Genomic DNA, 14982 nt, shown 5'->3' on the forward strand with positions numbered 1-14982 from the left:
CGGATAACGATGCTGAAAACATTACTGATTCAAATGACGGACCCGCATATTCGGGAAGAAGGTCGGCTGGCTTATGGCCGTCTGAATACCGCACCCTATCTGCAGGACGCCATCAACCACGCTCTAGCCCTGCCCCAGAAACCGGATGCCCTGGTGTTGACGGGCGATCTGACCGACTTTGGTCGACCACAGGAATATGCGCACTTGCGCCGCTTGCTGGCACCGCTGGGCTCCATCCCGGTGTATTTGTTGCCGGGCAACCATGATGACCGCCAGCAACTACGCGAGAGCTTTCCCGAACATAGCTATCTGGGTAAGGCCGGGCCCGTTTGCTACAGCGTGGATATTGGAGAGCTAAGACTGCTGGCCCTGGACAGTGCGGTATTGGGAGCCAGCGCGGGCAGTCTGGATCAGGAACAACTGGACTGGTTAAGTACCGCGTTGGCCCAACAGCCTGAGCGCCCCACCATCATTGCCCTGCATCACCCTCCTTTCAACACCTTGATCGGCCATATGGACAAGATAGGCCTGCTGCAAGGAGCGGAACAACTGGAAGCGATTGTGCGCCGACACAGCAATATAGAACGTGTGATCAGCGGACATTTGCATCGCAATATCCAGATCCGTTTTGGCGGCACCATTGCCAGCACCGCCCCATCGGTGGCGCATCAAGTCTGTCTGGATCTGGCTGAAGACGCAGCGTCGGCCTGGACACTGGAACCGCCCGGCTATGCCGTTCATGCGCTGGACGGCCTTGGCCAGATCGTGACCCATACTGCCACCGTCGGCCAATTCGACGGCCCCTTCGCCTTCCATGAGCCAAGCGGGAAACTGATCGACTGATTGGGTGCACGGCGTACACCAACTGCTGCTTGGCCTTGATGGTCTCGTCAAGCCAAGTTGACTATAGGTCCCTCTTTGCTAGCTCAAGGCAGTAGCAAACACTGACAGCATTAAGCAAAGCCGTTCAAGAACGCTAGGCCCATCCCATAAAAAAACACCCCAATATCGGATTCAACGATATTGGGGTGTTTTGATACTGCTGCTTCAGATCAAGAGGGCTGCTCAGAGACACCCCGATCTGCAAGCCATGTCTTACTTCTTGCTGTCTTTCAGCTGAGGCACAGCCGAACCAGCGGCAGGAGCCAACAGGCCAGCCTGGGTGTAGGTGAACAGCTTGTCGCGCGTGTCCACGATGTCCAGATTACGCATGGTCAGCTGACCGATACGGTCGCGTGGCGAGAACATGCTGTCCACTTTTTCCATGCTCAGACGCTCGGCCTTGTAAGTCAGGTTAGGCGAGACGGTGTCCAGAATGGAGTAGTCGTTACCGCGGCGCAGTTCCAGTGTCACTTCGCCAGTTACGGCGCGAGCCACCCAGCGCTGGGCGGTTTCACGCAGCATGATGGCTTGTGGGTCAAACCAGCGGCCTTGGTACAGCAGACGGCCCAGACGCAAACCGTTGATGCGGTACTGTTCGATGGTGTCTTCGTTGTGGATGCCGGTGACCAGACGCTCGTAAGCGATGTGCAGCAAGGCCATGCCAGGGGCTTCGTAAATGCCACGGCTCTTGGCTTCGATGATGCGGTTTTCGATCTGATCGCTCATGCCCAGACCATGACGGCCACCAATGCGGTTGGCTTCCAGCATCAGTTCCACGGGGTCGGAGAATTCCACGCCGTTCAGGGCGACAGGCTGACCTTCTTCAAAGCGCACACGCACTTCTTCAGCAGCCACGGCCACATCGTCACGCCAGAAAGCCACGCCCATGATGGGCTTGACGATATTGATACCGGCGTTCAGATACTCCAGATCCTTGGCTTCGTGTGTGGCACCCAGCATGTTGGAGTCGGTGGAGTAGGCTTTTTCGGCCGACATCTTGTAGTCGAAGCCGTTTTCCTGCATGTACTCGGACATCTCGGCGCGGCCGCCCAGCTCATCAATGAAGGTCTGGTCCAGCCAAGGCTTGTAAATCTTCAGTTCAGGGTTGGTCAACAAACCGTAGCGGTAGAAACGCTCGATGTCATTGCCCTTGTAGGTGCTGCCGTCGCCCCAGATATGGACGTCGTCTTCTTTCATGGCGGCAACCAGCATGGTGCCGGTAACAGCACGGCCAATAGGCGTGGTGTTGAAGTAGGTTACGCCACCGGTGGTGATGTGAAAGGCGTTGCACTGCAAGGCGGCAATCCCTTCAGCCACCAGTTGCTGACGGCAGTCCACCAGACGGGCCAGCGTGGCACCGTATTCCTTGGCCTTGCGGGGAATCGCATCGTAATCGGGTTCGTCAGGCTGGCCCAGGTTCGCAGTGTAGGCGTAAGGGATCGCGCCCTTGTTGCGCATCCACAAAAGTGCAGCGCTGGTGTCCAGGCCACCGGAAAAGGCAATGCCGACCTTCTGGCCGACTGGAAGAGATTCAAGGATGGTTGTCATTATCGCGTCAGTAGTGGTGTGCAAGTACAGTTCCGCCCGTAAGGCTCTCTTGTAGAGCCCTGCCCGCGGCAGGATCAATATGTCATTATATCGTCTTGACCGACCCTGGACACCTTTGCGTAGCTGGATTTAATTACTCGATGAACTAGAACATCCATTTTTACCTGGAGACAAGCCATGCCCGAGACCCACGCTCAACCCGCTATCAGCCGCTATCCCGTCCCCACGCTGGCCGAAATGCCCGAGGATATTCGCAGTCGAATTGAAGCCGTCCAGGAAAAATCCGGTTTTATTCCGAATGTGTTTCTGGCCCTGGCCCACCGTCCTGACGAATTCCGTGCCTTTTTCGCCTATCACGACGCGCTGATGGAAAAGCCCAGTGGTTTGAGCCATGCAGACCGGGAAATGATTGTGGTGGCCACCTCCGCCGCCAATCAGTGTCATTACTGCGTGATTGCCCACGGTGCCATCTTGCGCATCCGCGCCAAGAATCCCCTGGTGGCAGACCAGGTTGCCGTGAACTGGCGCAAGGCCGATATTCCGGCACGCCAAAAAGCCATGCTGAGCTTTGCCATGAAAGTCTCGCAAAACGCTCAGGAGATTGAAGACGCCGACTTCCAGGCCCTGCACGAGCACGGTTTCAGCGACGAGGACGCCTGGGATATTGCCGGCATCAGTGCCTTTTTTGGCCTGAGTAACCGCATGGCCAACTTCATGTCCATGCGCTGCAATGACGAGTTCTACATGCTGGGACGCGTTCCCCGCTAAACATGATGCGTTACGCCCTGTTGTTTGCCGGGTGGATTTGTGTGGCGCTGGCGATTGCCGGCGCTGTTTTACCCTTGCTGCCTACCACGCCGTTTGTACTGCTGGCCGCGTGGTGCTTTTCCCGTAGCTCCCCCCGCTTTCATCAATGGCTGCTGGATCAACGCCATCTGGGCCCATACCTACGCAATTGGGAGAACGGCCAGGGCTTGACCCGCCAGGCCAAACGCCGGGCGCTGATCATGTTGTGGCTGTCGCTGGCCGTCTCGGCCTGGCTGACCAGTCACCTGGGCTGGTATCGACTCGGACTCTTGATTCCAGGCATTTTCGCCACCCGCTATTTGCTGCGTGCCAAAACCCTGGATGACACCCCTTCCGAGCCTGTGCAAAAATAGCCTGCTTGAACCGATTCTGGCTTGACCCTTTTTGCTTGAAACACCTATGTCCAATCCTGTCATCTTGCTGGCTGCCGCCTACATCACCAACTCTGAAGGCCAAATTCTCCTGGTCCGCAAACGTGGCAGCGCCTATTACATGCAGGCAGGCGGCAAGCTGGAAGCAGGTGAAACGCCCTTGCAAGCCCTGCAACGCGAACTGGACGAAGAACTGGGCCTGACAGCGGAAGAAACCGCCTCGGCCCGCTACGAAGCATACTTTGAAAGCCCCGCCGCCAATGAACCTGGTCACGTGGTTCATGCCCACGTTTTCACCTTGACGGTAAACCGGGAAATCCAGGCCGCCGCCGAGCTGGAAGAAGCACGCTGGGTCAGCCCGCAGGAAATCCGTTCGCTGACGCTAGCTCCCTTGCTGGCTAATCACATTCTGCCGCGCCTGTGCGCCCAGGCCGCCGTCTGAGTGCCAGCCCGCACAAGACTTCCTTCCGTCTTGTGCCGTCCAAGCCACGAACCGCCTATTTTTTGGCATAATGTCGCCCTTGAGTCCCCTCTTTTGGGGACGCAGCTAATTGCCCGACCAGCCCGCAACGGCGGGCTTTCTTTATTGAGCGCTAATTTATGTCCTCTTTGCCCTGTCAAGGCGCAATCGTCACCTTTACCCTGCAGCAGCTGCGTGCCGCCACGCAAGCCGGGGGGATTTTAGGTGTGTCCATCAAAGGACAAGGCAATCATTTTTTTGTACAAGTGGCCACGCGTGCCGGTCAGGCCGTGCTGGTTACCGCCCGCAGCAAAGATCCGCGCAGTTTCAAAAGCCCCTTGCAGGCCATGGTTCTGCTCAAGCAAGTCGGGATCGTCACTGGCCAGTTTGATCTGACCCAGTACTCGCCTGACCAGCACGAAACCGCCCCGCGCAGCCGTCGTCGCCCGGCCAAACCCAGCAAACTGGGACTGCGCTGGAACCGGATTGCAGAAAGCATCTCCAGCCCCGCTCAACCTTCTTTGGATGATCCCAGCCTGGACATCAGTGAAGAACAGACGCGTCGCCTGATCGCCAGGCAGGAAAACCAGCAGTTAAGCCTGCTGGGCAACTAAACGCAGCCCACTTGTGCCTCCGGACGTGTTGAGCGCATAAGCCGCGTCCAAAGCCTGTTCCAGGTCTTGCTGCAAGTGCTGGGGCTCTTCCAACCCCACATGCAAACGCAATAACTGCCCTTCCCCGAACAAGGCTTTCCCATTGCGTTTGGGCATATCCATGGGTAGAGCCAGACTCTCGAACCCACCCCAGGACAGACCGATGCCAAACAGGCGCAAGGTCCTGAAAAAGCAGGATAACTGCGCTTCGTTCAAAGGTTCCAGCACAAGGCCAAACAAGCCGGTAGAGCCGGTGAAATCCCGCTTCCAGATAGCATGACCGGGATGCGATTCCAATGCCGGATGCAACACCTGCTGAACCTGCGGGTGATTCTCCAGAAAACGGGCAATCTGCAAGGCACTGGCTTGGTGCTGACGCAAACGCACACCTAAAGTACGCATGCCGCGTAGCGCCAAAAAGGCATCGTCAGGACCGGCTGTCTGACCAAAATCATGTGCAGCACGGCGCAGCAACGGCCAGGCACGCTCATTCGCGGTGGCAATTCCCAGCAAGGCATCGGAATGCCCGGTCAGATACTTGGTGGCCGCCTGAATGGATACATCCACACCATGCTCGAAGGGCTGGAAGAACAAGGGAGTAGCCCAGGTATTGTCCAAGAGCACATACGCCCCCACCGCCTGTGCGCAGCGAGCAATCGCAGGAATATCCTGAATCTCGAAGGTGGCCGAACCGGGCGACTCTACGTACACCACCTTGGTATTGGGACGAATCAGGCTGGCCATGCCGTCACCCAAAGACGGCTCATAGAACTGCACCTGAATACCCATGCGGCTAGCCAGCACCTGCTGGGCAAACGCGCGTACCGGTCCATAGACTGAATCCGGTATCAGCAAATGATCTCCAACTTCCAGCATGCCCAACAAGGCATGAGTACAGGCCGCCAATCCAGAGGGAAACAAACTGGCCTGAAAACCGCCTTCCAGCTCGGCCACGGCCTGCGTCAAGGCTTGCAAGGTGGGATTAGTGAAGCGACCATAAGAGGCGTAGGGATTATCGGGCTCCTTGCGCTGCGCCCATTGTTCCAGATTGTCGGCCAGGATCGTGGAGCCGCGACAAACGGGCACATTCACAAAACCAGCCGACACGCTGGTGTCCCGTCCTACATGGGTCAAACGGGTATGTTGATAATTGCAGTCCTGCATGCTGTTTTCCTGATCCAGATCGCTAGAGATGAATGGAAACAGTCTACGCAAGAGCCCAAGGGCAATTATTGCGTTTTCACGCTATTGCAGGCAGAATTCCGAGAATAAAAACCTACAATCAGCAAGATTATTGGGAAATTATTTTTATGCTGGACAAATTCGACAAGCACATTCTGGAGATCCTCCAAAACGATGCCACCTTGGCCATCCAGGAAATTGCCGATCGGGTGGGTTTGTCCAGCACACCCTGCTGGCGACGCATACAGCGCCTGGAGCAGGAAGGCTATATCGAAAAACGGGTGGCTTTGCTCAGCTCTGAAAAGCTGAATGTCGGGGTGACGGTGTTTGTGGCCATCAAGACCAATCAGCACAACAAACAGTGGTACAGCCAGTTTTCGGCCGTGGTGGAAGCGATCCCGCAAATTGTGGAGTTCTATCGCATGAGCGGCGATACCGACTATTTGCTGCGCGTGGTTGTGCCTGACATCAAAAGCTTTGACCGTGTTTACCAGCGCCTGATCTCGGAAATAGAGCTGACCGACGTCAGCTCCAGTTTCGCCATGGAGCAGATCAAGTTCACGACCCGTCTGCCCCTGGACTACGCCTGATCCAGTGTGGTTCAAGGCTTAAAAGCTGTATTCCACATCCAGCGTCTGGCCGATACTCAGTCTCTGAGGTTTGGATTCAACCAGCATGGCCTGCATGCCAAACAAGGTCCCTTGCGGGAACTGACGGCTTTGCGCCAGGGCCAGGCCAGGTTGGGTACCCACATCCCCAGTCAGCTGATTCACATTGGGCATAGGGCAACGAGTACAGGGGCGGATAAAAGCAAAGCTCAAGCCTTCACTGCTGACGCCCAGCACATAGTCCTCTTCATACGCGGGCAAACCCTCAAAAACCACATTCGCGCGGAAACGATCCATGGGCACGGCCTGCTCACCCGACTGTTGCACCAGGCGGTTCAGCTCTTCCAGGGACGCCTCATTGGTAAACAGAAAAGGCAGCGCATCTGCAAAACCAAAACCGTTGATCTGATCACCAATCTGACGCCAGCCCTGGGCCTTTTCTTCCCAGGGACGCACACGCTCGGTCAGTACATAACGCCTGGCGCGGCTATGGTTACGCAATACCCGGCAAGGAGTCTGCAAAAAATCGCTAAACCATTGCGCGACCTGATCGCCCTCGTCCCGGCCCAAGGTATCTGAACTCCAGATACGCACGGACACAGCGACGTTATCCCCTGCCGGGGCATCCAGAGACCAGGACAAAGAATCCATACCAGGCGCTTGCACAGTAATCCGCCCGTCCTGCACCACTGGCTGAATCAAGGCCATGCGCGGCCAGCGACGTTGAGTCATGAATACGCCCTGTTGGTCAACAACAACCCACTCTCGGTCAAAGGCCAGGCCCGCAACGCTGACCTCCACGCCCTGCGGATGGGCCTGGGCGGCACAGGATTTGATGGGATGGGTAAAAAGGCCAGTGATGGTAATCATGAGTCGCAACAAAAAAGGCAAGTTAAGGGACTTATTCTAAAACAGGCTGAGCGCCTGCCTGCCCCTGCTTTGGAGACTGATTGCAAAGAAGTGGATCAGAAACATCGACTCTGAAAATCTATTTCGCACCAACACTTGACAACAGCGCAAAGCTATGAGTTAATAGTCAATTGATTGCACCAACATACCATTACATCAAGAAAGTGCGATCAACATTTTTTTGAATGTACCCACGCAAAACAGGTCCCTTTGACCTTCTGGCATGTCCCCAAACATGCGGGTATTCATTCACCACGGCGACGACAGCCACATCCAGACTTATTTTTTGCATCGTAGCGGACTCGCTCCGTCCATTTGCTTGGCAAACGAATAAGGCGCTGTCCATGCTGCCACAGAGCACGTCTGCCTGACATTTGTTCGACCAGCGCGGCTCTACATTGAAATAGCAATGGCTTGGCCTCCGTGTGGAGACCGATCCATCATGGTGTCATCAAATCTCAATAAAAAAACGATGTAATGACGCAACACGATAAGGAAAAAAATTATGAAAAATATCTATCCAACCGGTTTGGTATCGCGCCCTGAGCATATTGCCTTGAACAAGACCGATATTCGCATTGGCGATACCGTTTACTTGCAACCCAAGAACGGCCCTCGCATGGCGGGTACCGTGATTTTCAGCTCGCCTGTACACGGCTGCACCACCTATACGGCAGACGCGCAGAACCAGGACGCCAACGTGCGTTTCCGTTTCCGCCTGCAGGACGTGCATCACGTGGCTCCGCGCCACCCTTTGCCAGCCTTGAACTAAGGCTTTGCCTGCTAATGAATACGGGGAGCGGAACCCAACTCCCCGTATTTATTTCATTTGCAAACAGATAATTACAATTTGCAAGAAACATTCCTGCTTTCATCCTAAAATAGTGGCGGCTTGAAACTTATCCGACGCTGTAAAGCGTCCACGACGAGCGTGCGCTCCTATGGCAACGGATATGAAATCAAAGCAGGCTTCCTGCTTGCGCCCGCCGCGGCGCTATTCCTATCTCTCCCGTTTTTTCCTGTTCAGCCTGGTCTTGATCCTGACCCTGCTGGGCACCAAGCTGCGCCATTACGACGCCCTGACCATCTTCTGGCCTGCCGAGGCCGTGCTGCTGGGCCTGTTCATTCGTCGCCCGGATTGGGCCAGCCAGTTCCTTAACTGGGTCATTGTTGTTCTGGCCTATCTGTGTGCCGAACTGATCGCCCTCAATCCCCTGCCTATTGCCCTTTTGCTAACCTTGGCCAATGTCAGTGGCGTCGGGCTGGCATACTGGCTGATCACCCGCAATCCGCTGCTGGACCTGTCCTTGCGCCGGCCTCAGGCCATGCTGACCCTGGCTGCCTACTACGGGCTGGCCTGTGCCCTTTCCGCCCTGCTAGGCGGCATTGCCCTGTCTTTACATACCTCTCAAGCCTTGTCGCTGGCCATCCTGTCCTGGATGCTGACCGGCATGATCTCCTACACCGCTATTTTGCCCGTCATCCTGACTGCCCCGGCCCGCCCCATACGCCGTTTCATGGAGTACTGGAACGAGCCCCATTTGATGAGTCTGGCCCAGTTGGCACCCGCCCTGTCCTTATTACTGACCAGCTTGCTGAGTTTGCTGATTGACGGCCCCGGCTCCATGGCCTTTCCCGTCCTGCCTTTATTGTGGTGCGCCCTGAGCTACTCGCTCTTTTCCACCACCTTGTTGACCTTGTTCTATGTGCTCTGGACACTGTTCGCCCTGAGCCAGCCGGTCTACTTCCTGCCCAGCCAGCTATATACCTCGCTGGATCTGCTGTCGCTGCGCATCGGCATTGCCTCCATTGCACTCGCCTCCATTACCAGTGCCAGCTTGATCTCAGCCCGTAATCAGGCAGTGGAAAAACTCCAGCGGCTGGCTCACCACGATGCCCTGACCGGTTTGCTCAACAAGCAGGCCTTTTATCAGCAAAGCCAGACCATGTTGACTCAATGTCGCCTAAGGCACGTTCCTGTCAGCGTCATTGTTCTGGACATCGACCACTTCAAACCCATTAACGACACCCACGGCCACCATGTCGGTGACCTGGCCTTGAGCGCCATCACCCAGCGTATTTCCCTGGCTTTGCGCGATACAGACTTGTGCGGTCGATTGGGTGGCGAGGAATTTGGCATCTTGCTGCCCGACTGCAGCGCCACCCAAGCCCATGCCGTGGCCGAGCGCGTCCGCAAAAGTATTGCTCTGCGGCCCCTGGCCCTGGATAACGAGCAGCAACTGACCATGACGGCCAGCTTGGGTATCGCGACTCTGGAAGCCTCCACGCTGGATCTGCATGCTCTGCTTCGTCAGGCCGACACAGCCCTGTACGAGGCAAAACGTGCCGGTCGGGATCAGAGTTTTTCCTATCATTTCGCCGAACCACAAACGAAGACTTGACGCTATCCGTAAGCAAACCGATACTGATGTGTCAATACGAAACAAAACATCAGGGAGCGGTGATATGGCGTCAGTTTACGGCTCGCCCTTGTGCCAAGCGTGTTTAACCTTGCCACAGGGATTAAGTACTAGCCAAGCGCATGCTGACTTGCGTTTACTGGGACAGCATCCTCCCTCTCCTGACGGGGCTCATGAGACCCAGTACCGCTGCCTGAGCTGCCAGACCCACTGGCTGCTACGCACCAATCGCTGGGGCGTTCCCGAAGGCTTTCGCCTGAAACCCGTATAGGCAAAGCGGGGCACATGCACTACCATGACGGCTTTGTCTGTTAGCGATTCCCGTATGTCTGCCCTGCTGTTTGATACTGAAACCACCGGCACTGCCAAACCTCAAGTCATCGAGGCAGCCTGGCTGCGTTTAAGCGACCCTGTCTTCTTGCTGGTCAATGAAGAATTCGAGCAACGCTACCGGCCTGATGAGGCCAATTCTCTGGGTGCGCTGGCCACCCACCACATTTACGACGAAGAGCTGCAAGACTGCCCGTCGCATACCGAGTTCAAGCTGCCTGCCGACACCCAATACATCATTGGCCATAACGTGGACTACGACTGGGGCGTGGCCGGTTCGCCCAATATCAAGCGGATTTGCACTCTGGCCTTGGCCCGGCACTTGATTCCAGGCCTGGACAGCTACAGCCAGTCCGCCCTGATCTATCACATTGATCGCGCCAACGCCCGCGAGCGCCTGCGCAATGCGCACAGCGCCTTGGCCGATGTACGTAATTGCCTGGCACTCCTGCAATACTTGCTGGGCCTGACGCAAAACATCAATACCTGGGAACAGTTGTGGCAGCTCTCCGAGCACGCCCGGATTCCCACCATTTTGCATTTTGGCAAACACAAGGGCATGGCCATTGCCGATGTACCACAGGACTACAAGAACTGGTTGCTGCGTCAACCAGACCTGGATCCCTATCTGGTCAAGGCCTTGAAGGTCTAAACCTCAAGGTTCGTAAAATCCCTAATGGCTGTCAGCCATCATATGCCCAATGATGAAGGTCCCAACAAGAACTTCATGAGGTGGCAAATGATCGAGGTTGCATACGTCACGAAAGATATGCGTCGGGACCCTTACGAACGAATCACCCATCTTGGAGGCGCAGGCTGGCAACGCTCTCAACCGGATGTGGTCCAGCAAATTGAGCAGGGCCAGGAGGACTATTACATTCTTCTGGATGGCATTCCCGCCAAACTGATCGTGGCGCTCAGCCGTTTTGGTGCCAAGTACCTGAAAACTGAGCTTGAAGTTGAAGAGCCTCATATTTTGCTCAGCCTTCCCAGCCAGGCTGGTTAAGCAAGCCGGTCCTCCCTCCACTTTCCTTCAAGAAAAACAGAAAACGCGGCTTTAAGCCGCGTTTTTCCATGCCTGCCTTAAAACCTGTTTAAGGCTTGAGCAAATGCCATTGGCCATTACGTACCGTAATCAGCTCGCGACCACGCTCGTCAAAGCCGCTATGGTCTTCGGGCGACATGGTATACACACCTTGAGTAGCCACCAGATCACGGGTTTGCTCCAGCGCATCACGCAAAGCCGAACGGAACTCCGGCGTACCGGGTTTGGCCTTGGTAGCCGCCTCAGGAATTGCCTTTTCCAGCAAAAGACCAGCGTCGTACACGTTGGCACCAAATGTAGCGGGAGCCTGACCGTAACGCTCGGTATAGCGCTGGATGTAGTCCTGCGCGATAGGCTTGGACGGATTGCTATCGGCAATTTCAGGCAAGACCAACATCAGGCTGGCCGCCAGAATAGTGCCTTCAACCTGCTCGCCACCCAGGCTCAAGAACGCAGGCAGCGCAGCACCGTGAGTTTGGTAAATTTGCCCTTTGTAACCTTGCTTAACCAGCGTCACTTGTGGCAGAACAGCCGCAGCGCCAGTGCCGGCTACCAGGACCACGTCTGGTTTGGCCGCGTAAATCTTCAAGGCCTGGCCTGTTACCGAGGTATCGGAACGCACATAACGCTCGGTGGCCACAATCTTGATATTGTTCGCCTCGGCCAGTTCCTTGAACACGGTCAACCAGCTCTCGCCATAGGCATCGTTAAAGCCCAGGAAACCGGCTGTTTTCACGCCGGTATCGACCATATGCTTGACCAGGGCCTGAGCAATAATGTCGTCGTTCTGGGTCGTTTTAAAAACCCATTTCTTTTGCTCGGTCATGGGCAGCACGACGGACGCCGCGCCCACCGGTGCCAGCACAGGCGTGCCCGAATCGGCCGCAAACTGAATCAGACTCATGGCATTGGGCGAGCCGGTAGGCCCGATCAAGGCATCAATCTTGTCCTCGGAAATCATTTTCTTGAACAGCGTCACCGTTTGGTTCGGGTCGCTGGCATCATCCAGGGAGACATATTCAACCGTCAGATCGCCAACCTTGGTAGGCAGCAGCGGCACGGTATTGCGCTGCGGCAAACCGACCACGGCGGTCGGTCCAGTGGCCGAGGCGATCACGCCAATCTTGACCTGTGATTGAGCCGGTGCGGCCAGAGCGGCCAGAACAACGGACAAAGCGAAAGCAGTTCGAGTCAATTTCATAATGTGCAGAGCCAGTTAAGCCCTTCCCCCCTTGATATCAGCGCAGCCGCGCTTATATGGATTGATCTGGCATAAGATACCAAATTCCCCGTGCCGCACACGTCTTCTTGAACGATTTGCTCTGGCAGGTCTGCTTACAATTGTACGCGGGCACACACAATAAAGTAGTTTATAACGAAGCTACTGTTTACCTTTCATAGAGCGATCCCATGTCACTTCAGCAAATGCTGCAACAAATTCTGCAAAGCGGCCAAAGCGCACTAAAACAAGGTCAAGGCCAATTGAACTCCTCCGGCCTGGGTAAGAAGATCAGTGAACAAGCCGGTGGTTTTGGTGGCGGCGCTGTGGTAGGCGGCGTTCTGGGCGTCCTGCTGGGCAACAAGAAGTTCCGCAAAATGGGCGGTTCCATGGCCGCGTACGGCGGAGCCGCTGCCTTGGGTGCCCTGGCCGTCAAGGTCTATCAGAACTGGCAGGAACAAAATGCGGGCCAGCAAGCGGCCCCAACACCCGTGCAAGCGATCCCAGCCGCCCCGCTACCGCTGGCTTCCAACGGTCCGGCCGATACCCATGCCATGGTCATCCTGGCCGCTCTGGTCTCCGCTGCCAAGGCAGACGGCCATATCGGTGATGCCGAGCGCGAATTGATTGACGCGGAAATCAGCAAAATGGCCGCCCCCGAACAAGCCCGTCTCTGGCTGTCGCAAGAACTGCTCAAACCGGTTGACCCGCAAGCCATCGCCCAATTGGCGCAAACGCCCGAGATGTCCGCTGAAATCTACTTGACCAGTGCCATCGTCATTGATGAGCAAAGCTATATGGAACGCGCGTATCTGGACGAGCTGGCACGTTTACTATCCTTGCCAAACTCCTTGCGCGAAAGTCTGGATAATCAAGTACAAGCTTTACCCCAAGCTTGATCGGGAGTGGGACCGTTCCATCAGAACACCCCCACTCTGATTGTTTTATTTTTCAACCCCGGGCTGACACTCCCAATGCAGCCCACGACTCATCAAGGAAACCACTCATGAAAAACACCCTCAAGTTGACGATTGGTACATTGGCCTTAATGGGTCTGGCCGCTTGCGCGGCTCCAAACAACAGCAACACCGCGACTTCCGAGCGCCAAATGGATAAAGAAACCTCTCTGCAGGCTTATCACTGGCGTCTGTTTGCCACTACCGGCAAAGACGGCCAGCCAGCCCCCGCCATACCTGGCGCAGGCGGCGAGCAAGTCACCTTGAATTTCACTGACACCATGATGTCTGTCGACAATCTGTGTAATGTCCTGGGCAGCGGCTACACCATCAGCGGTTCCAAAATCACCTTTACCTCGCCAGTCAGCACCATGAAAATGTGCTCGGACCCCGAGTTGATGCGCAACGAACAAGCCGTTGGCAAATTGTTGCCTACAGCGACAGACTGGAGCATGGCCAAGGCCGATTCCGCACCGGATAATCCAGCACCGGTCCTTACCCTGAACTTTAAAGACGGCACCAAATGGCGCCTGAAAGGTGAACCTACTGCAACGACCCGTTACGGCAGCGAGCCTACCCGTGTGTTCCTGGAAGTGGCTGCACAAAAAGAGAAGTGCTCCCACCCCCTGATTCCAAACTACCAGTGCCTGAAGGTACGCGAGATCCAGTACAGCGATTCGGGCGTCAAGACCTACACGGGTGACTGGATGTACTACTACGGCGACATCGAGGGCTACACCCATACTCCTGGCGTTCGTAACGTGCTGCGTATCAACCGCTACGAACTGAAGAATGTGCCTGCAGACGCCTCGTCCAAGGCCGATGTTCTGGACATGGTTGTAGAGTCCGAACAAGTCAGCAAGTAACTCACGCAGCAACGTCGTCCAAGCGCTTTTTGCACTGACGACGTGATCGCATAGCCCCAAGGTTGGAGTTGATTCCGGCCTTGGGGCTATTTATTTCAGGGACATTTTTTTCGAGCCAGGAAGCAAACTGTCCTGGTTCAGATCCTCTAAAGCCCATAAGAAACAGCACATTCGGAGCCACAAATAGTTACTCACTGCTATGCTTTGAACCTAGTCAGCAAGCCTGCCCATCCGTAGTATGGAAATACCGGATAACATTTTTCACCTCCCTATTTATCCGGCTTCAGGCCTTGCGACATGCGAGGCTTTTTTTTATGCCTGAACGGTGATGAGGCTTGCTCTTATTTCAGCGGCCCATAAAAAATAAAAAACGCACCGGCACCAATCAGTGTGAAGCCAAGCAGGTGATTCAGCGTAAAGCTCTCTTTCAGATACAGCACCGAGAACACCACGAACACCAGCAAGGTAATGACTTCCTGCATGGTCTTCAGCTGCGCGGCACTGTAGACGGTGTGCCCCAAACGGTTGGCCGGCACCGCCAGGCAGTACTCCACCAAAGCAATACCCCAACTGATCAGCACGACTTTCAGCAAGGGGCTATTAGGATATTTCAGATGCCCATACCAGGCAATGGTCATGAACACATTGGAGACGACCAACATCAAGATGGGAAGGATCTTAGCCATTCTGGACACGAAAATAAAAAGCGGCCTGCACCGCGACCCG

At 55.5% G+C, this 14982-nt stretch carries 17 protein-coding genes; 12 read left to right on the forward strand and 5 right to left on the reverse strand.

Features of this window, described 5'->3' with window-relative positions:
- Positions 1-9 precede the first annotated feature (9 nt).
- Positions 10-843 carry a phosphodiesterase gene (locus MID00_RS20395; protein ID WP_254499471.1) on the forward strand — a complete coding sequence of 278 codons (834 nt, stop codon included), beginning with the start codon at positions 10-12 and terminating at the stop codon, positions 841-843.
- 252 nt (positions 844-1095) lie between these two features.
- On the opposite strand, the gene argG is transcribed toward MID00_RS20395, so the two are convergent.
- Complete coding sequence (argG, locus tag MID00_RS20400; protein ID WP_035268236.1) at positions 1096-2430, reverse strand: argininosuccinate synthase; 1335 nt, start codon at positions 2428-2430, stop codon at positions 1096-1098.
- 177 nt (positions 2431-2607) lie between these two features.
- On the opposite strand from argG, the gene MID00_RS20405 reads away from it, so the two are divergent.
- The 4 genes from MID00_RS20405 to MID00_RS20420 all read left to right on the forward strand — a co-directional run bounded on the left by MID00_RS20405 (position 2608) and on the right by MID00_RS20420 (position 4682).
- A complete protein-coding gene (locus tag MID00_RS20405) occupies positions 2608-3198 on the forward strand; it encodes a peroxidase-related enzyme (protein WP_009455594.1) in 591 nt (196 codons plus the stop codon).
- A gap of 2 nt (positions 3199-3200) precedes the next feature.
- On the forward strand, positions 3201-3590 hold the full coding sequence (locus tag MID00_RS20410; protein WP_009455593.1) for a YbaN family protein: 390 nt from the start codon (positions 3201-3203) through the stop codon (positions 3588-3590).
- Positions 3591-3636: 46 nt separating this feature from the next.
- Positions 3637-4050 (forward strand): NUDIX domain-containing protein, encoded by a 414-nt coding sequence (locus tag MID00_RS20415; RefSeq protein WP_009455591.1) that lies wholly within the window; start codon positions 3637-3639, stop codon positions 4048-4050.
- 158 nt (positions 4051-4208) lie between these two features.
- Positions 4209-4682, forward strand: coding sequence for a hypothetical protein (locus tag MID00_RS20420; protein WP_009455589.1), 474 nt, complete (start codon positions 4209-4211; stop codon positions 4680-4682).
- Here the strand turns inward: MID00_RS20420 and metC are convergent.
- Complete coding sequence (metC, locus tag MID00_RS20425) at positions 4662-5885, reverse strand: cystathionine beta-lyase (protein ID WP_254499472.1); 1224 nt, start codon at positions 5883-5885, stop codon at positions 4662-4664. The two genes, MID00_RS20420 and metC, sit on opposite strands and share 21 nt — an antisense overlap.
- Positions 5886-6031: 146 nt before the next feature.
- Between metC and MID00_RS20430 the strand changes: the two genes are divergently transcribed.
- Positions 6032-6493, forward strand: a complete 462-nt coding sequence (locus MID00_RS20430; RefSeq protein ID WP_009455584.1) for an Lrp/AsnC family transcriptional regulator — start codon at positions 6032-6034, stop codon at positions 6491-6493.
- An 18-nt stretch (positions 6494-6511) separates the two neighbouring features.
- Here MID00_RS20430 and MID00_RS20435 read toward each other — a convergent pair whose 3' ends face one another.
- Positions 6512-7381, reverse strand: coding sequence for an MOSC domain-containing protein (locus MID00_RS20435; protein WP_254499473.1), 870 nt, complete (start codon positions 7379-7381; stop codon positions 6512-6514).
- Positions 7382-7925: 544 nt separating this feature from the next.
- On the opposite strand from MID00_RS20435, the gene MID00_RS20440 reads away from it, so the two are divergent.
- From MID00_RS20440 to MID00_RS20455, 4 genes are all read left to right on the forward strand, one after another.
- Positions 7926-8192, forward strand: coding sequence for a hypothetical protein (locus tag MID00_RS20440; protein ID WP_009455580.1), 267 nt, complete (start codon positions 7926-7928; stop codon positions 8190-8192).
- A gap of 181 nt (positions 8193-8373) precedes the next feature.
- Positions 8374-9822, forward strand: a complete 1449-nt coding sequence (locus MID00_RS20445) for a GGDEF domain-containing protein (RefSeq protein ID WP_009455578.1) — start codon at positions 8374-8376, stop codon at positions 9820-9822.
- Between the two features lie 313 nt (positions 9823-10135).
- On the forward strand, positions 10136-10822 hold the full coding sequence (locus MID00_RS20450; protein WP_009455576.1) for a 3'-5' exonuclease: 687 nt from the start codon (positions 10136-10138) through the stop codon (positions 10820-10822).
- An 87-nt stretch (positions 10823-10909) separates the two neighbouring features.
- Positions 10910-11176, forward strand: a complete 267-nt coding sequence (locus MID00_RS20455; RefSeq protein ID WP_230940605.1) for a DUF3892 domain-containing protein — start codon at positions 10910-10912, stop codon at positions 11174-11176.
- 88 nt (positions 11177-11264) lie between these two features.
- Here MID00_RS20455 and MID00_RS20460 read toward each other — a convergent pair whose 3' ends face one another.
- Entirely contained in the window at positions 11265-12416 is a 1152-nt protein-coding gene (locus MID00_RS20460) for an ABC transporter substrate-binding protein (protein ID WP_021446758.1), read from the reverse strand.
- A 209-nt stretch (positions 12417-12625) separates the two neighbouring features.
- On the opposite strand from MID00_RS20460, the gene MID00_RS20465 reads away from it, so the two are divergent.
- Complete coding sequence (locus MID00_RS20465; protein WP_026482931.1) at positions 12626-13333, forward strand: tellurite resistance TerB family protein; 708 nt, start codon at positions 12626-12628, stop codon at positions 13331-13333.
- A gap of 107 nt (positions 13334-13440) precedes the next feature.
- A complete protein-coding gene (locus tag MID00_RS20470; RefSeq protein ID WP_009459860.1) occupies positions 13441-14256 on the forward strand; it encodes an META and DUF4377 domain-containing protein in 816 nt (271 codons plus the stop codon).
- 341 nt (positions 14257-14597) lie between these two features.
- Here the strand turns inward: MID00_RS20470 and MID00_RS20475 are convergent, their stop codons facing one another.
- Positions 14598-14942 carry a DMT family protein gene (locus tag MID00_RS20475; protein ID WP_021446759.1) on the reverse strand — a complete coding sequence of 115 codons (345 nt, stop codon included), beginning with the start codon at positions 14940-14942 and terminating at the stop codon, positions 14598-14600.
- Positions 14943-14982: the final 40 nt, after the last annotated feature.

The sequence above is a fragment of the Alcaligenes sp. NLF5-7 genome, assembly GCF_024266725.1.
Classification (GTDB): Bacteria; Pseudomonadota; Gammaproteobacteria; order Burkholderiales; family Burkholderiaceae_B; genus Alcaligenes; species Alcaligenes phenolicus.